Raw genomic sequence first — 18,366 nt, 5'->3', positions numbered from 1 at the left:
GACACGGCGCCCGGGGCCCCGGAAAACCGGTCGGCCGCCGTCCGCGTCGCGCCGTACACTGGGCGCAGCGAAAAGCATGGATGGGGACGAGTAGCGGCGTACGCAGCCCAGAGCGACCCGGGGACGGTGGAAGCCCGGGGGCGAGCGCGACGCGAAGATCACCCCGGAGCCGCCGGAAGAAAGCCGCAGCCCACACGCAGCGGTCGGTAGAACCGGCTCGCGACCCCAATGAGGGGGCTCACCGGCGCACAGGGCGCTCCGGAGGGCCAAGGAGGGTGGTACCGCGGGAGCGCGCCGCACACGGCGTAGACAGCCAAGAAGGCTCTCGTCCCTCCGACGGAAGGCAGCACGTCCGCCGGAGGAAGTTCGATGACGTCGTACCGCCAGGTGCCCGCCCAGGTAGACCTGCCCGCCCTCGAGCACGCGGTGCTCGATTTCTGGCGCGAGCAGAAGATCTTCGCCAAGAGCCTGGACCAGTCCGAGGGCCGCCCCGAGTGGGTGTTCTACGAGGGCCCGCCCACCGCCAACGGCATGCCGGGCGCCCACCACATCGAGGCACGCGTCTTCAAGGACGTCTTCCCGCGCTTCCGCACCATGCGCGGCTACCACGTGGCCCGCAAGGCCGGCTGGGACTGCCACGGCCTGCCGGTGGAGCTGGCGGTGGAGAAGGAGCTGGGCTTCAGCGGCAAGCAGGACATCGAGGCGTTCGGCATCGCCGAGTTCAACGCCCGGTGCCGCGAGTCCGTGACCCGCCACACCGACGCGTTCACCGAACTCACCACCCGCATGGGGTACTGGGTCGACCTGGACGACGCGTACCGGACCATGGACCCGGAGTACGTCGAGTCGGTCTGGTGGTCGCTCAAGCAGATCTTCGACAAGGGCCTGCTGGTCCAGGACCACCGCGTCGCCCCCTGGTGCCCGCGCTGCGGCACGGGCCTGTCCGACCACGAGCTGGCCCAGGGCTACGAGACGGTCGTCGACCCGTCCGTGTACGTCCGTTTCCCGCTCACCTCCGGTCCGCTGGCCGGCGAGGCCGCGCTCCTCGTCTGGACGACGACCCCCTGGACGCTGGTCTCCAACACGGCCGTCGCCGCGCACCCCGAGGTGACGTACGTCGTCGCGACCGACGGCGAGGAGAAGATCGTCGTCGCCGAGCCGCTCGTCGCCAAGGCGCTCGGCGAGGGCTGGGAGACCACGGGACAGACCTTCACCGGCGCCGAGATGGAGCGCTGGACCTATCAACGTCCGTTCGAGCTCGTGGAGTTCCCGAGCGTCAGCGAGGGAACCGACGGACACAGTCCGGAGCCCGCCCACTACGTGGTCAACGCCGAGTACGTCACCACCGAGGACGGCACGGGTCTGGTCCACCAGTCCCCCGCCTTCGGCGAGGACGACCTCAAGGTCTGCCGCTCCTACGGCCTGCCGGTCGTCAACCCGGTCCGCCCGGACGGCACGTTCGAGGAGAGCGTCCCCTTGGTGGGCGGCGTCTTCTTCAAGAAGGCGGACGAACGGCTCACCGAGGACCTCAAGGACCGCGGTCTGCTCTTCCGCCACCTGCCGTACGAGCACAGCTACCCGCACTGCTGGCGCTGCCACACCGCGCTGCTGTACTACGCGCAGCCGTCCTGGTACATCCGCACCACGGCGATCAAGGACCGTCTCCTCCAGGAGAACGAGAAGACCAACTGGTTCCCCGACACGGTCAAGCACGGCCGCTTCGGCGACTGGCTGAACAACAACATCGACTGGGCGCTGTCCCGCAGCCGTTACTGGGGCACCCCGCTGCCGATCTGGCGCTGCGAGGACGACCACCTCACCGTCGTCGGCTCCCGCGCCGAGCTGAGCGAGCTGACCGGCACCGACCAGTCGGAGCTGGACCCGCACCGCCCGTTCATCGACGAGGTCACCTTCGCCTGCCCGCAGTGCGCGAAGACGGCCGCGCGCGTGCCGGAGGTCATCGACGCCTGGTACGACTCGGGTGCGATGCCGTTCGCGCAGTGGGGCTACCCGTACAAGAACAAGGAACTGTTCGAGTCCCGTTACCCGGCGCAGTTCATCAGCGAGGCCATCGACCAGACCCGCGGCTGGTTCTACACGCTGATGGCGGTCGGCACGCTGGTCTTCGACAAGTCCTCGTACGAGAACGTCGTCTGCCTCGGCCACATCCTCGCCGAGGACGGCCGCAAGATGTCCAAGCACCTCGGCAACATCCTCCAGCCGATCCCGCTGATGGACCAGCACGGCGCGGACGCGGTCCGCTGGTTCATGGCGGCCGGCGGCTCCCCGTGGGCGGCCCGCCGGGTGGGCCACGGCACCATCCAGGAGGTCGTCCGCAAGACGCTCCTGACCTACTGGAACACGGTCGCCTTCCAGGCCCTGTACGCCCGTACGACCGGCTGGGCGCCGAGCGCGGCCGACCCGGCCCCGGCCGACCGTCCCGTGCTCGACCGCTGGCTGCTGTCCGAACTCCACGCGCTCACCGACCAGGTGACGCAGGCTCTGGAGGCCTACGACACCCAGCGGGCCGGCAAGCTGCTGTCCGCGTTCGTCGACGACCTGTCCAACTGGTACGTACGCCGCTCCCGCCGCCGCTTCTGGCAGGGCGACAAGGCGGCGCTGCGCACCCTGCACGAGGTCGTCGAGACGGTGACCCGGCTGATGGCCCCGCTGACCCCGTTCATCACCGAGCGGGTCTGGCAGGACCTGGTGGTGCCGGTGACCCCGGGCGCCCCGGAGTCGGTGCACCTGTCGTCCTGGCCGGAGGCGGACCTGTCCGCGATCGACCCGGAGCTGTCGCGCCAGATGGTCCTGGTACGGCGCCTGGTGGAGCTGGGCCGCGCCACGCGCGCGGAGTCGGGCGTCAAGACCCGTCAGCCGCTGTCGCGCGCCCTGGTGGCCGTGACGGGCTTCGACACGCTCGACCGGGAACTGCACGCGCAGATCACGGAGGAGCTGAACGTGACCGCGCTCGCGTCTCTCTCCGAGGTCGGCGGCTCACTGGTGGACACCACCGCGAAGGCCAACTTCCGCGCCCTGGGCAAGCGGTTCGGCAAGCGCGTCCAGGACGTGGCGAAGGCCGTCGCGAACGCGGACGCGGCCGCGCTGTCCCTGGCCCTGCGCGAGGGCACGGCGTCGGTGGAGGTCGACGGTGAGACGGTCGCCCTCGCCCCGGACGAGGTGATCATCACCGAGACCCCGCGCGAGGGCTGGTCGGTGGCCTCCGACGCGGGCGCCACGGTCGCGCTGGACCTGGAGATCACCGAGGAGCTGCGGCAGGCGGGCCTGGCCCGCGACGCGATCCGGCTGATCCAGGAGGCCCGCAAGAACAGCGGCCTCGACGTGGCCGACCGGATCGCGCTGCGCTGGACCGCCACGGACCCGGCGGTCGTCGCGGCGCTCGGCGAGCACGCGGCCCTGATCTCCGACGAGGTCCTGGCCACGGACTTCGCCCAGGGTGAGGCGGACGACACCTACGGTGAGCCGTTCACGGACGAGGGCCTGTCCCTGACGTTCCGCCTGCGCAAGGCGTAGGTCCACCACGACGAGGGCCCGGTCTCCCCTGGGGAGGCCGGGCCCTCGTCCGTACACACCCCGGTCCCCGCCTCGCGCCCCCGCGCCGCCCGCAGGCCCCACGCAGCGCCCCTCCCCCCGGCGCACACCCGCACCCCCACGCCGACCCGACAGCGCCCCACAGCCGCCCCCTCGGCCCGCGCCACCTGGCCCTCGGCGCATCACCCCAGCGCCCTCGGCCCCTCACGCCGAAGACGCCCCGCGCCGGCCCTCGGCACACCGGCTCGGCCACTCGCACCTCACGCCCTCGGCACCCCACCTCGTGCCGAAGGCACCCCGTGGCGGCCGGGGCCCGCTCCCCCGGCGCCCGTCGCTCGCCGTGCGCGACCGGCGGCGCACCGTCGTCAACCCGCGTAAAAAGGGCGAGGCCCCGGATCGGAATCCGGGGCCTCGCCCTTGAACGCTGCCGACGCCTAAGGCGTGCGGACGGCCGTCAGTTGTCGTCCTCGTCGATCAGGAACCCACGCATCGGCGAGGGCGCCTGACCCATCGGGGACGGACCCTGCGGTCGCACCGGGGCCATGGGCTGGGTCATGGCCGGCGTCATCTGCTGCTGGCTGCCGTAGGACGGCGGAGCCGACGAAGGCCCACCACCCATGCCCGGTCCGGTGCCGTAGGACGGGGCGCTCGCGCCGGCCGGTGCCATGGAGGGCGCCGGGGACGGCGGCAGGGACGCGGCCGCCGGGGTACGCGGCGGAGCCAGCGAGTCGTCGGCCTGGGTCTCCAGCTGGCGCAGCTGCGACTCCAGGTAGGACTTCAGACGCGTACGGTACTCGCGCTCGAAGCCGCGCAGGTCCTCGACCTTGCGCTCCAGCGTGGCGCGGGCGGACTCCAGGGAGCCCATCGCGACGCGGTGCTTCTCCTGCGCGTCCCGCTCCAGGGCGTCGGCCTTGGCACGGGCGTCACGCTCAAGCCCCTCGGCGCGGCTGCGGGCCTCGCCGACGATCTTGTTGGCCTCGGAGCGGGCCTCGGCGATCGCCTGGTCGGCGGTCTGCTGGGCCAGCGAGAGGACACGGGCGGCGCTGTCGCCGCCGGGGCCCTGACCGGGGCCGCCCATCGGACCACCCATGGGGCCGCCCATCGGACCGCCCATGGGGCCGCCCATCTGCTGCATGGGGGGCTGGCCGCCCATCGGACCCTGGCCCATCGGACCCTGGCCCATGGGGCCCTGGCCCATCGGACCCTGACCCATCGGGCCGCCCTGGCCCATGGGGCCGGGACCCATCGGACCGCCCTGTCCCATCGGACCGGGACCCATCGGACCGCCCTGTCCCATCGGACCGGGACCCATCGGGCCACCCTGTCCCATCGGACCGGGGCCCTGCGGACCGCCCTGACCGCCACCGGGGCCGGCGGGCAGCTGCGGTGCACCGCTCGGCAGCTGGGGCGGACCACCCATGGGGCCACCCATCTGCTGCTGCGGCGGGCCCGATATGCCGGCGGGCACCGGACCACCGGGACCGCGCATACCCTGCTGGGGCATACCCTGCGGAGGCATGCCCTGCTGGGGCATACCCTGCTGGGGCATACCGCCCTGCTGCTGGTCCTGCTCCGGAGGCTTGCGCATGTTCTGCTGGTTCTGGGCAGCAGCGCGCGTCGCCGCGGCCAGTTTGGCGCGCAGGTCCTCGTTCTCGCGGAGCAGTCGGGTCAGTTCGGCTTCGACCTCGTCGAGGAAGGCATCGACCTCGTCCTCGTCATAGCCTTCTCGGAGGCGGACGGTCGTGAACTGCTTGTTCCGCACGTCCTCGGGGGTCAACGGCATCTCTTCACCTCAACGTAGTCATCGGCAGTCGGCAAGACCGTATCGTCCACTGTCACCTCGCGAGACTCCCCACGACGCTGATCAAGATGTAGACGATGATCATCAGTACGAAGAAGGACAGGTCGAGCGCCACGCCCCCGAGACGCAACGGCGGAATGAACCGCCGCAGAAGCTTCAACGGTGGATCAGTGACAGTGTAAGTGGCCTCCAGAACGACCACCATCGCCTTGCCGGGTTGCCACGAGCGGGCGAACTGGAAGACGTAGTCCATGACCAGCCGGAAGATCAGGACGATGAGGAAAAGCAGCAGCGCGTAGTACACCACCTGCGCGAACACGCTCATGACTGGTGCTTCCCTCTCCCCTGTTCCGTACTTCGTTCCGGTCCCACGTCTCAGCTCTGGTTGAAGAACCCGCCCTCTGCGATGCGGGCCTTGTCCTCCGCCGTGACATCGACGTTAGCAGGCGACAACAGGAACACCTTCTGCGTCACCCGCTCGATGCTGCCGTGGAGACCGAACACGAGACCGGCCGCAAAGTCGACAAGTCGTTTCGCGTCCGTGTCGTCCATCTCCGTGAGATTCATGATCACCGGCGTGCCCTCACGGAAGTGTTCCCCGATGGTACGGGCCTCGTTGTAGGTCCGGGGGTGGAGCGTGGTGATCCGGTACGGCTCTCGTTCCGACACGACCTTGGGCATGATCACCGGGACGTTCTTCTCCAGACTCTGACGCTCTTGTGTGATGGATGCCACGGGTGCGATCCGCGCCGGGCGCCCGGATTCCGCGGCGAGCGAAGCGGCGCGCGGCATCGGATCACGCGGAGCGGAGGGCTGCACCACTCGTACCGGTTCGTCCCTTTGTGACTGATGTACTCCGTGCAGCGGGTGCGACGGCTCGTGCCGCCGGTGATCCCGCTCGGGCTCCGGGTCCAGTTCGGGCTCGAAGTCGTCGTCGGGGTCGAAACCCCGGCCGTCGTACCCATCGTCCTCCACGAGGCCGAGGTAGACCGCCATCTTGCGCATCGCGCCGGCCATGCTCTGAGTCCTCCGCTCTGTGGTGGATCGGCTGACGACTGCCAAGTCCCGCGATCCACGTGGCCCTTATGCCCGCCTTTCGGCGGAAATGACCATATTTTCTGCTGTGGTCCGACTTCTTGGCGACGTTACCCGAGCCCGGCACGGACTCCGAGTACCGCGGTGCCGACGCGCACATGTGTCGCCCCTGCCGCCACGGCCTCCTCAAGGTCCGCACTCATCCCTGCCGAGACCATGTTCGCAGCCGGATGGGCTCGGCGCAGGTCGGTCGACAAATCCATCAACCGCTCGAAGGCGGCTCGTTGACGTCCCGCGTACTCCCCGGTGAGCGGAGCGACCGTCATGAGCCCGTCGAGGCGCAGTCCGGGCGCCCGGGCGACAAGATCGGCCAACTCTTCGATTCCCGCGGGAGCCACGCCACCGCGCTCCCCCCGCTCGCGCTCCCCGGCGTCGAGCGCGACCTGGAGGAGACAGCCCAGTTCGCGCCCGGCGCGCTCGGCCTCCTTCGACAGGGCCGTCACGAGCCGGGAACGGTCCACGGATTGCACGACATCCGCATAACCGACCACCGATCGCACCTTGTTGGTCTGCAATTGACCGACGAAATGCCAACTAAGGGGCAGATCGGAACATTCGGCGGCTTTGGGTGCCGCGTCCTGGTCCCGGTTCTCGGCCACGTGCCGCACCCCGAGTCCGGACAGCAGCCGCACATCGCTCGCGGGATAGGTCTTGGTGACCACGATCAGGGTCACCTCTTCGCGCCCGCGGCCCGCCGCCGCGCACGCGGCGGCGATGCGCCGCTCCACCTTCGCCAGGTTTGCGGCGAGTTCGTCGTTACGGTCCGTCATGCCCCATCAGTCCAGCCAGACATAGCCGGCGAGCCGCCCGGTGGTGCGGTCGCGGCGGTACGAGAAGTGGTCGCCGGACTCGAGCGTGCACACCGGCGACTGCGCCCGGTCGCGCACCCCGAGCCTTTCGAGCTGCGCGTGCACGCCGGCGGCCACATCGACCGCGGGCGTGCCCCAGCTCGTCTCCGAGTGCGCCGTCGGTTCGACGGCGGCGACCTCGGCGCGCATGTCCTCCGGCACTTCGTAGCACCGGCCGCAGACGGCGGGCCCGGTCCGGGCGACGATCCGGGCGGGGTCGGCGCCGAGCGACTTCATCGCGTCGACGGCGGCGGGCACGACCCCGGCGACCATGCCGGGTCGCCCCGCGTGGGCGGCGGCGACCACCCCGGCCACCGGGTCGGCCAGCAGGACCGGGACGCAGTCGGCGGTGAGCACCGCGAGGGCGAGCCCCCGGGTGGCGGTCACCAGGGCGTCGACCGACGGGACGGTTCCGTCGCCCCAGGGCCGGTCGACCACGGCGACATCGTTGCCGTGCACCTGGTTCATCCAGACCACCCGGTCCGGATCCAGCCCGAGTTCCCGCGCCGCCGACCCGCGGTTGGCGCGGACGGCGCCGGGGTCGTCACCGACCGCGCCGCCGAGGTTGAGCTCCTCGTACGGAACGGCGCTCACCCCGCCCCACCTGCCGGTGAAGGCGAAGTGCGCGCCGTTCGCAGTGCCCGTTACGGAGCGCTGTCCTATCACTTCAGAAAGTCCGGCACGTCGAGCTCCTCGGCCGCGCTGTCCGAGTAGCTCCGCGACGACGGCAGCGGCGGGGCCACCGGGATCTCCTTCACGGGCTCCGGAGCGGGCTCCGGCTCCTCCTTGGGCGTGACACTGCCCAGGGAGCCGAAGGACGGGCGGCTCTCGGGCTGGCGGACGGGAGCGGGCTCCTCGCGCCGGGCCGGGGCCGAGGACGAGCCGAGGACGTTGTCCCGGCGCGCGGGCGGCTGACCGCCGTCGAAGCCGGCCGCGATCACGGTGACCCGCACCTCGTCGCCCAGGGCGTCGTCGATGACCGCGCCGAAGATGATGTTGGCCTCGGGGTGGGCCGCCTCGCTGACCAGCTGGGCCGCCTCGTTGATCTCGAACAGGCCGAGGTCGGAACCGCCGGAGATGGACAGCAGGACGCCCCGGGCGCCGTCGATGGAGGCTTCCAGCAGCGGCGAGGAGATCGCCATCTCGGCCGCCGCCACCGCGCGGTCGTCGCCGCGGGCCGAGCCGATGCCCATGAGGGCGGAGCCGGCCTCGGACATGACCGACTTGACGTCGGCGAAGTCGAGGTTGATCAGACCGGGGGTGGTGATGAGGTCCGTGATGCCCTGGACGCCGGAGAGCAGGACCTGGTCCGCCGACTTGAAGGCGTCGAGGACCGAGACCTGGCGGTCCGAGATGGACAGCAGCCGGTCGTTCGGGATGACGATGAGGGTGTCGACCTCTTCGCGGAGTTCCGCGATGCCGTCCTCGGCCTGGTTGGCGCGGCGCCGGCCCTCGAAGGTGAAGGGGCGGGTGACCACGCCGATGGTGAGGGCGCCCAGCGAGCGGGCGATGTTGGCCACGACGGGCGCGCCGCCGGTGCCGGTGCCGCCGCCCTCTCCGGCGGTCACGAAGACCATGTCGGCCCCCTTGAGGACCTCCTCGATCTCCTCGCGGTGGTCCTCGGCGGCCTTGCGGCCGACTGCCGGGTTGGCTCCGGCCCCGAGGCCGCGCGTGAGTTCCCGGCCGACGTCGAGCTTGACGTCGGCGTCGCTCATCAACAACGCCTGCGCGTCGGTGTTGATGGCGATGAACTCGACGCCCTTGAGACCGACCTCGATCATCCGGTTGATGGCATTGACACCACCGCCGCCGACACCGATGACTTTGATGACTGCGAGGTAGTTCTGCGGTGCTGCCACGTCGAAGGCCTCTCGCCTCGAGTTACGTGTCGCCGCCTCGCCGTGTCGCGATCCGACGACTGATGCCGAATAGGGACGGTCCGTAGCGCCGACCCGAACCCTAACGTTGAAGTTTAGGGTTACCAGTGTGTCTGTTCTCTGGAGTCTTCTGAACAGGACACTAAGTCGACAAGTGGCGCGCGTTCAACGAACACGCCGAACCTCCCGTTTTTCTTTTCACCCTATGTGATCAGGCGTAGCGCTGCCCAACCAGGGTGCTGGCCTGCGCCGACGCACGTCAACTCACCACTGAGGCGGGGGCGGTGGGAACGCTGACATCGAAGTGCCGCGCTCCGGGTGCCGCTTTCATCAGTGCAGTGAGAGTACGGGCCTTGGTGCCGCCGTGTTCACCGCTGCCCCACGCGACCGACCGTCCGGCGGTCAGCTCCAGCGAGATGTCGTCGTAGGAACGGACCTTGAGGGTCCGGGTCTCGTGCGCGACGGCGGCCGGGAGGTCCCCCGCGACCCGCACGGCCTCGCGCACGAGCCGGTCCCCGCCGAAGCGCCGCAGACTCGCGGACGCCGAACCCGGCCGGGAAAGCGACAATTCGAGCATCGGAACGCCTTTCGGCGCCTCGGAAACCGTGGCGAAACGGACGCCGTCGTCGTCCACTTCGACATAGGAAGTGCCCTTTCGGACCAGAAGGACCGGAGAGCGTTCAATCACTTTCAACCCGATTCCATGGGGCCAGGAACGGACCGCGTCAACCGAGTCAATTCGGGGCAATTTCCGGCGAAGTCGCGCCTCGATCGCGTCGGTATCGACCGAAATAAGCGGTGCTCCGACGGGAACGTCCGCGGCTTCGCGCACCTGCTCCGGCGTGAGCACGGTGGTGCCCGAGACCGAGACGTGTCCCACCCGCAGCCACTGCGAGCCGTACAACACCCAGACGCAGCCCGCGCCGAGGAGCACGGAACCGACCAGCATGAAGATGATCACACGAAGCCGGCGCCGCCCGAACCTCCGGACGAGGGGCGGGCCGGACGGCTCCTGCTGACGTTCACCGCGTTCGGCGGTGGTGGGTCCGGCCACGCTCCCCGTCCTTTCGTCATCCGCGCCTAACGGCCCGCGGCGATCGCCTCGTAGACCAGACCGACCAGCAGTTCGTCGGCGTTCCGGCGGCCGAACTCGCTGGCGATGCTGGACATCTCGTACAGCCGGTGCGGGTCGGCGAGCACGGGCAGCACGTGCTCGCGCACCCACTCCGGGGTGAGCTCCGCGTCGTCGACGAGGAGACCGCCGCCCGCCTTGACCACCGGCTGGGCGTTCAGCCGCTGTTCGCCGTTGCCGATGGGCAACGGGACGTAGGCGGCCGGGAGCCCGACGGCGGAGAGCTCGGCGACGGTCATCGCGCCCGCGCGGCAGAGCATCATGTCGGCCGCGGCGTAGGCGAGATCCATCCGGTCCACGTACGGTACCGGCACATAGGGCGGCATCCCGGGCATCTGCTGCACCTGCGGCAGTTCGTTCTTCGGTCCGACCGCGTGCAGGATCTGGATGCCCGCCTGCTGGAGCCAGGGCGCGACCTGCTGGACCACCTCGTTGAGGCGGCGGGCGCCCTGCGAGCCGCCGGAGACGAGCAGCGTCGGCAGGTTGGGGTCGAGCCCGAAGGCCGCGCGGGCCTGCGGGCGTACGGCGGCCCGGTCCAGGGTGGCGATGGAGCGGCGCAGCGGGATGCCGATGTAGTGGGCGTCGCGCAGCTTGCTGTCCGGGGTGGAGACGGCGACCCTGGCCGCGTACCGCGAGCCGATCTTGTTGGCCAGACCGGGGCGCGCGTTGGCCTCGTGGATCACGATCGGCACACCGAGGCGCTTGGCGGCCAGGTAGCCGGGCAGGGCGACGTAGCCGCCGAAGCCGACGACGCAGTCGGCCTTGGTGCGCTCCAGGATCTGCTCGGCCGCCTTGATCGTCCCGCGCAGCCGGCCCGGGACGGTGATCAGCTCGGGGGTCGGCTTGCGCGGCAGCGGCACGGCGGGGATCAGCGCGAGGTCATAGCCCCGCTCCGGGACGAGCCGGGTCTCCAGGCCCCGCTCCGTGCCCAGCGCCGTGATCCCCACGGTGGGGTCCTGCCTGCGCAGGGCGTCCGCGAGGGCGAGCGCGGGCTCGATGTGGCCGGCGGTCCCCCCACCAGCGAGTACGACATGCACCGAAATTCACCGCTCTCCGGACGTACGCGCCGCCGAGGCACGCCGTCGCATCGTGTTCCATCTCCGAGGCCCCCGGTCGGGCGCAGAGCCTCCAGCCCGCTTTCTACCAAAGCGGGGCTGTCGCATCGCAAGCGCCGCCCGCGCGGCGGGCTCGTCACGCGCGAAGGCGATCAGCAACCCGACGGCGAACATGGTCGGCAGCAGGGCGGATCCTCCGTAGGAGAACAGCGGGAGAGGAACCCCGGCGATCGGCAGCAGGCCGAGCACCGCACCGATGTTGATCACCGCCTGTGCGACGATCCAGGTGGTCACGCCTCCCGCGGCATACCTGACGAAGGGATCCTCCGTGCGTCCGGCCACGCGGATACCCGCATAGCCTAGAGCCGCGAACAGGGCGAGCACCGACAGCGTCCCCGCCAGGCCCAGTTCCTCACCGGTGACGGCGAAGATGAAGTCTGTGTGCGCTTCGGGCAGTTGTCCCCATTTCTCCACACTTGCACCCAGTCCGGATCCGAAGATCCCGCCGGAGGCGAGGGCGTAGATGCCGTGCACGGCCTGCCAGCAGTCGACGGGTCCGCTCTGCGGCTCGGTGGCGCCGATGCAGGAGAGCCGGGCCATCCGGTTGGGGCTCGTCTTGATGAGGATCACCCCGATCATGGCCGCGATCGACAGCACGCCCACGAACAGCCGGGTCGGTGCGCCCGCCAGCCACAGCAGCCCGAACAGGATCGCCGTCAGGATGATCGCGGTGCCCATGTCGCCGCCGAGCATGATCAGCCCGAGCAGCAGGAAGGCCACCGGCACCAGCGGCACCAGCATGTGCTTCCACTGGGCCAGCAGCTTCTTGTCGTGTTTGCGCGCGATGAGGTCGGCGCCCCACAGCACCAGGGCGAGCTTGCCGAACTCGCTGGGCTGGATCTGGAAGGAGCCGCCGAGGGAGAGCCAGTTCTGGTTGCCGTTGACCGCGACTCCTATGCCCGGCACCTGCACCAACGCCATCAGGAAGACGGCTCCGGCGAGGATCGGGTAGGCCAGCGCGCGGTGCAGTTTCACCGGCATCCGGGAGGCGAGCAGCAGCAGTCCGGCGCCGATGGAGGCGGCCAGGAACTGTTTGCGAAAGAAGAACGAGCCGGGCAGTGCCATCTGGAGCGCCGTGATCTGGGAGGCCGAGTAGACCATCACCAGGCCGAGGACGGTGATCAGCAGGCTGCCGCCGAGGATCAGGTAGTACGCCGTCAGCGGTCGGTCCCAGGCCTTGCGGGCGCGCAGGTGCAGAACGCGCAGCGGGTTGTCACGCGAGCCCCTGGAGCCGGGCGGCAGCCGTACGGCCCGCTGCGCGGGCGGACGCCCGGTACGGCTACCGGGCATCCGTGGCTCCGCTGTACGTCGGCCTCGACGGTCGCACGCGTCCCTCCCAGGGTCGCCCGGCAGCAGGCCGGGTCAGGCGCCGAGTTCGCGAACCGCCTCCGCGAACGCGTCACCGCGCTTGTTGTAGTTGGCGAACATGTCCATCGAGGCGCAGGCCGGGGCCAGCAGCACCGTGTCGCCGGTGGTGGCGAGCCGCCGCGCTTCCCGGACGGCCGCGAGCATCGCCCCAGTGTCGGTCCGGTCGAGGTCGACGACCGGTACTTCCGGGGCGTGTCGCGCCAGGGCTTCCCGGATCAGGGCGCGGTCCGCGCCGATGAGCACGACGCCGCGAAGGTGCTTCGCCGACTTCGCGACGAGTTCGTCGAAGGTCGCGCCCTTCGCCAGTCCGCCCGCGATCCACACGATCGACTCGTAGGCGGCCAAAGAGGCTTCCGCGGCATGGGTGTTGGTCGCCTTGGAGTCGTCGACGTAGGCGACACCGTCCACGTCCGCCACGTGCGCGATGCGGTGGGCGTCCGGGGTGAAGGCCCGCAGGCCGTCCCGTACGGCCTTGGCGGGCACCCCGAAGGCGCGCGCGAGGGCCGCCGCGGCAAGGGCGTTGGCGATGTTGTGCGGGGCGGGCGGGTTGACGTCCGTCACCTCCGCCAGTTCCTGGGCGTTCTTCTGCCGGTTCTCGACGAAGGCGCGGTCGACCAGGATGCCTTCCACCACGCCGAGTTGGGAGGGACCCGGGGTGCCGAGCGTGAAGCCGACGGCCCGGCAGCCCTCCTCGACGTCCGCCGCGCGCACCAGGTTCTCGGTGGCCTCGTCGGCCACGTTGTAGACGCAGGCGATCCGATTGCCTTCGTAGATACGGCCCTTGTCGGCGGCGTACGCCTCCATGGAGCCGTGCCAGTCGAGGTGGTCGGGGGCGAGGTTGAGGACGGCGGCCGAGTGCGCGCGCAGCGAGGGCGCCCAGTGCAGCTGGTAGCTCGACAGCTCCACCGCGAGGACGTCGTACTGCTCGTCGCCGAGGACCGCGTCGAGGAGGGAGACGCCGATGTTGCCGACCGCCGCCGTGCGCAGGCCCGCCGCCTTCAGGATGGAGGCCAGCATCTGGACGGTCGTGGTCTTGCCGTTGGTGCCGGTGACGGCCAGCCAGGGCGCGGCGTCCGGGCCCCGCAGCCGCCACGCCAGTTCGACGTCGCCCCAGACGGGGACGCCGGCCTGGGCGGCGGCGGCGAACAGCGGCTTGTCCGGCTTCCAGCCGGGCGCGGTGACGACGAGTTCGGCGCCTTCGGGCAGGGTGTCCCCGTCACCGAGCCGCACGGTGATGCCGAGCGCCTCCAGTTCCGCCGCCTGGGCGCGGGCGCGTTCGTCGTCGCCGTCGTTGACGACGGTGACCTTCGCGCCGAGGCCGTGCAGCACCTTGGCCGCCGGGACGCCGGAGACGCCCAGTCCGGCGACGGTGACGTTCTTCCCCTGCCAGTCGGTCACTTGTCCGCTGCCCATCCCGCGTAGAAGAGGCCGAGTCCGACGATCACACAGATGCCCTGGATGATCCAGAACCGGACCACCACAAGTACCTCGGACCAGCCCTTGAGTTCGAAGTGATGCTGGAGTGGCGCCATCCGGAAGACGCGCTTGCCGGTCAGCCGGAAGGAGCCGACCTGGATGACGACCGACATGGTGATGAGGACGAACAGGCCGCCGAGGATGGCGATCAGCAGCTCGGTGCGGGAGCAGATCGCGAGACCCGCGAGCACACCGCCGAGCGCCAGCGAACCGGTGTCACCCATGAAGATCTTGGCGGGCGACGTGTTCCACCACAGGAAGCCCAGGCAGGAACCCATCAGCGCGGAGGCGATGACCGCGAGGTCCAGCGGGTCGCGCACCTCGTAGCAGGCGTTCGGGTTCGTCAGCGTCATCGAGTTGGCGCAGGACTCCTGGAACTGCCAGACGCCGATGAAGGTGTAGGCGCCGAAGACCAGGACGGAGGCGCCGGTGGCCAGGCCGTCCAGACCGTCGGTCAGGTTCACGCCGTTGGACATCGCCAGGATCATGAACAGCGCCCAGACGACGAACAGCACCGGGCCGATCGTCCAGCCGAAGTCCGTGATGAACGACAGCTTGGTGGAGGCCGGGGTCTGGTTGCGGCCGTCCGCGAACTGGAGCGAGAGCACCGCGAAGGCGATACCGACGATCAGCTGGCCGGCCATCTTCGCCTTGGCCCGCAGACCGAGCGAACGCCGCTTGACGATCTTGATGTAGTCGTCGAGGAAGCCCACCAGGCCCATGCCCGCCATCAGACCCAGCACCAGCAGGCCCGAGTAGGTGGGCGCGTAGCCGGTGATGACCTTGGACAGGAAGTAGGCGGCGATCGTCGCGAAGATGAAGGCGATGCCGCCCATCGTCGGCGTGCCGCGCTTGCTCGCGTGCTCCCGCGGGCCGTCGTCGCGGATGTACTGCCCGTAGCCCTTGCGGGCGAGGAGCTTGATCAGCAGCGGGGTGCCGATCAGGGTCAGGAAGAGGCCAATGACTCCCGAGAACAGGATCTGCTTCATCATCGGGCGGCAACCTCACCCTCGGCACCGCTCTCGAGCAGCGCCTGCGCCACGCTCTCGAGACCGACCGACCGGGACGCCTTCACGAGTACGACGTCTCCCGGGCGCAACTCGCTGCGCAACAGGTCGACCGCCGCCTGTGCGTCGGACACGTGCACCGACTCCTCACCCCACGAACCCTCGTTATATGCGCCCAGTTGCAGCCAGGCGGCTTCCCTGCCCCCGACCGCGACGAGCTTGCCGACATTGAGCCGGACGGCAAGCCGTCCGACCGCGTCGTGCTCGGCGAGAGCCTCGTCCCCGAGCTCGGCCATCTTGCCGAGCACCGCCCACGTACGACCCCCTTGTGCCTGAGCGGCCTTGCCCATCGCCGCGAGCGCGCGCAAGGCGGCTCGCATGGACTCGGGGTTCGCGTTGTAGGCGTCGTTGACGACCGTCACGCCGTCCGGGCGCTCCGTGACCTCCATGCGCCAACGGGAGAGGGAGCCCGCCTCGGAGAGCGCGGTGGCGATCTCTTCCACGGACATGCCCAGCTCATGGGCGACGGCGGCCGCGGCGAGCGCGTTCGACACGTGATGCTCACCGTACAGGCGCATGGTCACATCACTGCACCCGGAGGGTGTGTGAAGGCTGAAGGCGGGCTGTCCGCTGTCCGTGAGTCGCACGTTCTCGGCGCGAACGTCCGCTTCGTCGGACTCTCCGAAATAGACCACCTTCGCCTTCGTACGGGAGGCCATGGCCCGCACCAGGGGGTCGTCGGCGTTGAGGACCGCGACGCCGCCGTCCTGCGCCGGCGGCAGCGCCTCCACGAGTTCGCCCTTCGCCTGGGCGATCTGCTCACGGCCGCCGAACTCCCCGATGTGGGCGGTGCCGACGTTCAGCACGAGGCCGATCCTCGGCGGCGTCAGGCCGGTCAGGTAGCGGATGTGGCCGATCCCGCGGGCGCCCATCTCCAGGACCAGGAACCTGGTCTCCTCGGTGGCGGCGAGCGCCGTCAGCGGCAGACCGATCTCGTTGTTGAGCGAGCCGGGCGTCCACACCGTGGGGGCGTGCCGCTGGAGCACCTGCGCGATCAGGTCCTTGGTACTGGTCTTGCCCGCCGAGCCGGTGAGGGCGACGAGGGTGGCGCCGAGCTCGCGCACGACGTGCCGTGCGAGCGCGCCGATGGCCGCCTGGACGTCCTCGACCACGATGGCGGGGACCCCGACGGGCCGGGTCGCCAGCACGGCGGCGGCGCCGGCCCCGACGACCGCCTGCGCGAAGTCGTGGCCGTCCACGCGTTCGCCGACGAAGGCGACGAACAGGCTGCCTGGCACCACCTCTCGGGAGTCCCGGACGACCGGTCCGGTCACCTGGACGGACGGATCCGGTATGTCGTACGTCTGCCCGCCGACGACTGCTGCGATCTCGGCGAGGGAGAGGGCGATCACAAGTTCATCCCTGGGTCTTCTGGATAGCTTCGCGGAGCACCTGGCGGTCGTCGAAGGGACGGACCACTCCGGCGATGTCCTGGCCCTGCTCATGGCCCTTGCCCGCGACCAGCAGGGTGTCCCCGGGCCGGGCCCGGGAGACGGCGGCGGCGATCGCGGCGGCCCGGTCCTCGAACAGGAGCACCTCGCCTCTCTCGTGCGCGGGCACGGAGGCCGCGCCCTCGAGCATGCTCGCCAGGATCGCCAGGGGATCCTCGGAGCGGGGGTTGTCCGAGGTCAGTACGGCCGTGTCGGCGAGCCGGGCGGCCGCGGCGCCCATCGGCCGCCGTTTGGTGGTGTCCCGGTCGCCGCCGCAGCCGAGCACGATGTGCAGCCGGCCCTTGGTGACCTTGCGCAGGGCGCGCAGCACCGATTCGACGGCGTCGGTCTTGTGGGCGTAGTCGACGACCGCGAGGTACGACTGTCCGGCGTCCACCCGCTCCAGGCGGCCCGGCACCCCCGGCACCGCCGCGACGCCGTCGGCCGCGGTCTGCGGGTCGAGCCCGGCGACGGCGAGGGCGACGATCGCGGCCAGGGTGTTGGCGACGTTGAAGGGACCCGGCAGCGGGGACCGGGCGGCGATCCGCTGCCCCTCGGGGCCGGTCACGGTGAACGTCGAGTCCATGGGTCCGACGTGGACGTCCTCCGCGCGCCAGTCCGCGTCCGGGTCGCCCTCGGCGGAGAAGGTGACGACCGGGACGGTCGCCTCCCGCGCCAGCCTGCGCCCGTAGGCGTCGTCGAAGTTGACCACGCCCAGCCTGCTGCGCCGCGGGGTGAACAACTGCGCCTTGGCCTGGAAGTAGTCCTCCATGTCGGAGTGGAACTCCATGTGCTCCGGGCTGAGGTTGTTGAAGACGGCGATGTCGAAGACACAGCCGTCGACGCGGCCGAGCACCAGGGCGTGGCTGGAGACCTCCATGGCGACCGCCTCGACGCCGCGTTCGCGCATGACCGCGAACAGGGCCTGGAGGTCGGTGGCCTCGGGGGTGGTGCGCTCGGACTTGATGCGCTCGTCGCCGATGCGCATCTCGACGGTGCCGATCAGCCCGGTGGCGCGGTCCGCCTTCAGACCGCCCTCGACCAAGTAGGCCGTGGTGGTCTTGCCGGAGGTTCCGGTGATGCCGATCTGGAGCAGGTCCCGGCCGGGACGGCCGTAGATCGTGGCGGCCAGTTCGCCCATCCGGCCGCGCGGGTCGTCGGCGACCAGCACCGGCAGGCCGGTGGCGGCGGCCCGTTCGGCGCCGGCGGGATCGGTCAGGACGGCGACCGCGCCGAGACCGGCCGCCTGGACGACGAAGTCGGCGCCGTGGGCGCGGGCGCCGGGCAGGGCGGCGTAGAGGTCGCCGGGGCGGACGGCGCGCGAGTCATGGGTGATGCCCGTGACCGCGGCGGCGTCGTTCGGAGCGGTGGCGCCCAGCTGATCGGCGAGCTCCGCGAGGGGTGTTGCGGAGACCTGGACCGGCCGGGGCGGGCCCGGATATGTCACGGGAACGCCCTTCTGGGTGATTTGGGACTGATCAGCGTGTGGCACGGCGGTGAGCGTACCGGGCGCACCCGCTTGCGAGCGAAGCGAGGGGCCTGGCGCGCCCTGGTTCCCCGGCTGGGGAGTGATCATGGTCACGGGCTGGTTTCCTGGCTGGTTCG

General features: G+C 70.5%; 14 protein-coding genes. 1 reads left to right on the top strand and 13 read right to left on the bottom strand.

From position 1 onward, the window contains the following. The first annotated feature begins 369 nt into the window (after window positions 1-369). Window positions 370-3,534, top strand: a complete 3,165-nt coding sequence (gene ileS, locus ACZ60B_RS08105) for an isoleucine--tRNA ligase (protein ID WP_469385187.1) — start codon at window positions 370-372, stop codon at window positions 3,532-3,534. Window positions 3,535-4,006: 472 nt separating this feature from the next. On the opposite strand, the gene ACZ60B_RS08100 is transcribed toward ileS, so the two are convergent. From ACZ60B_RS08100 to ACZ60B_RS08040, 13 genes are all read right to left on the bottom strand, one after another. Further along, on the bottom strand, window positions 4,007-5,335 hold the full coding sequence (locus ACZ60B_RS08100; RefSeq protein WP_469385186.1) for a DivIVA domain-containing protein: 1,329 nt from the start codon (window positions 5,333-5,335) through the stop codon (window positions 4,007-4,009). 52 nt (window positions 5,336-5,387) lie between these two features. Beyond that, window positions 5,388-5,678 (bottom strand): YggT family protein, encoded by a 291-nt coding sequence (locus ACZ60B_RS08095; protein ID WP_351616792.1) that lies wholly within the window; start codon window positions 5,676-5,678, stop codon window positions 5,388-5,390. 50 nt (window positions 5,679-5,728) lie between these two features. Then, window positions 5,729-6,370, bottom strand: coding sequence for a cell division protein SepF (locus ACZ60B_RS08090; RefSeq protein WP_469385185.1), 642 nt, complete (start codon window positions 6,368-6,370; stop codon window positions 5,729-5,731). Between the two features lie 128 nt (window positions 6,371-6,498). Then, window positions 6,499-7,218 (bottom strand): YggS family pyridoxal phosphate-dependent enzyme, encoded by a 720-nt coding sequence (locus ACZ60B_RS08085; RefSeq protein ID WP_469385184.1) that lies wholly within the window; start codon window positions 7,216-7,218, stop codon window positions 6,499-6,501. 6 nt (window positions 7,219-7,224) lie between these two features. Beyond that, window positions 7,225-7,962, bottom strand: coding sequence for a peptidoglycan editing factor PgeF (gene pgeF, locus ACZ60B_RS08080; protein WP_469385183.1), 738 nt, complete (start codon window positions 7,960-7,962; stop codon window positions 7,225-7,227). Continuing rightward, the gene (gene ftsZ / locus ACZ60B_RS08075; RefSeq protein WP_162469577.1) at window positions 7,959-9,155 is read right to left on the bottom strand and encodes a cell division protein FtsZ; all 1,197 of its coding nucleotides are present in this window, start codon (window positions 9,153-9,155) and stop codon (window positions 7,959-7,961) included. The genes pgeF and ftsZ overlap by 4 nt, the downstream gene beginning before the upstream one ends. A 277-nt stretch (window positions 9,156-9,432) precedes the next feature. Continuing rightward, window positions 9,433-10,227: a cell division protein FtsQ/DivIB gene (locus ACZ60B_RS08070; RefSeq protein WP_469385182.1), complete on the bottom strand. Its 795-nt coding sequence runs from the start codon at window positions 10,225-10,227 to the stop codon at window positions 9,433-9,435. Window positions 10,228-10,253: 26 nt separating this feature from the next. After that, on the bottom strand, window positions 10,254-11,342 hold the full coding sequence (gene murG / locus ACZ60B_RS08065) for an undecaprenyldiphospho-muramoylpentapeptide beta-N-acetylglucosaminyltransferase (protein WP_469385181.1): 1,089 nt from the start codon (window positions 11,340-11,342) through the stop codon (window positions 10,254-10,256). 6 nt (window positions 11,343-11,348) lie between these two features. Next, complete coding sequence (gene ftsW, locus ACZ60B_RS08060; protein ID WP_469385180.1) at window positions 11,349-12,710, bottom strand: putative lipid II flippase FtsW; 1,362 nt, start codon at window positions 12,708-12,710, stop codon at window positions 11,349-11,351. A 72-nt stretch (window positions 12,711-12,782) separates the two neighbouring features. Further along, entirely contained in the window at window positions 12,783-14,201 is a 1,419-nt protein-coding gene (murD, locus tag ACZ60B_RS08055) for a UDP-N-acetylmuramoyl-L-alanine--D-glutamate ligase (RefSeq protein ID WP_469385179.1), read from the bottom strand. After that, complete coding sequence (gene mraY / locus ACZ60B_RS08050) at window positions 14,183-15,253, bottom strand: phospho-N-acetylmuramoyl-pentapeptide-transferase (protein WP_202919825.1); 1,071 nt, start codon at window positions 15,251-15,253, stop codon at window positions 14,183-14,185. Before mraY ends, murD begins: the two co-directional genes overlap by 19 nt. Continuing rightward, on the bottom strand, window positions 15,253-16,683 hold the full coding sequence (locus tag ACZ60B_RS08045) for a UDP-N-acetylmuramoyl-tripeptide--D-alanyl-D-alanine ligase (RefSeq protein ID WP_469385178.1): 1,431 nt from the start codon (window positions 16,681-16,683) through the stop codon (window positions 15,253-15,255). The genes mraY and ACZ60B_RS08045 overlap by 1 nt, the downstream gene beginning before the upstream one ends. A 4-nt stretch (window positions 16,684-16,687) precedes the next feature. After that, window positions 16,688-18,343 carry a UDP-N-acetylmuramoyl-L-alanyl-D-glutamate--2,6-diaminopimelate ligase gene (locus ACZ60B_RS08040; RefSeq protein ID WP_469385177.1) on the bottom strand — a complete coding sequence of 552 codons (1,656 nt, stop codon included), beginning with the start codon at window positions 18,341-18,343 and terminating at the stop codon, window positions 16,688-16,690. Between the last annotated feature and the right edge of the window lie 23 nt (window positions 18,344-18,366).

It is taken from the genome of Streptomyces sp. NPDC104096, assembly GCF_055584385.1.
The sequence above is the reverse complement of the archived record's forward strand: the minus strand, read 5'-3'. Positions and strand labels throughout refer to the sequence as shown.

Coding starts and splice junctions, on each gene's coding strand:
- ACZ60B_RS08095 (WP_351616792.1), bottom strand. CDS start 5,678: ATGAGCGTGTTCGCGCAGGTGGTGTACTACGCGCTGCTGCTTTTCCTC.
- murD (WP_469385179.1), bottom strand. CDS start 14,201: ATGGGCAGCGGACAAGTGACCGACTGGCAGGGGAAGAACGTCACCGTC.
- ACZ60B_RS08100 (WP_469385186.1), bottom strand. CDS start 5,335: ATGCCGTTGACCCCCGAGGACGTGCGGAACAAGCAGTTCACGACCGTC.
- ftsW (WP_469385180.1), bottom strand. CDS start 12,710: ATGCCCGGTAGCCGTACCGGGCGTCCGCCCGCGCAGCGGGCCGTACGG.
- ileS (WP_469385187.1), top strand. CDS start 370: ATGACGTCGTACCGCCAGGTGCCCGCCCAGGTAGACCTGCCCGCCCTC.
- mraY (WP_202919825.1), bottom strand. CDS start 15,253: ATGAAGCAGATCCTGTTCTCGGGAGTCATTGGCCTCTTCCTGACCCTG.
- ACZ60B_RS08085 (WP_469385184.1), bottom strand. CDS start 7,218: ATGACGGACCGTAACGACGAACTCGCCGCAAACCTGGCGAAGGTGGAG.
- ACZ60B_RS08090 (WP_469385185.1), bottom strand. CDS start 6,370: ATGGCCGGCGCGATGCGCAAGATGGCGGTCTACCTCGGCCTCGTGGAG.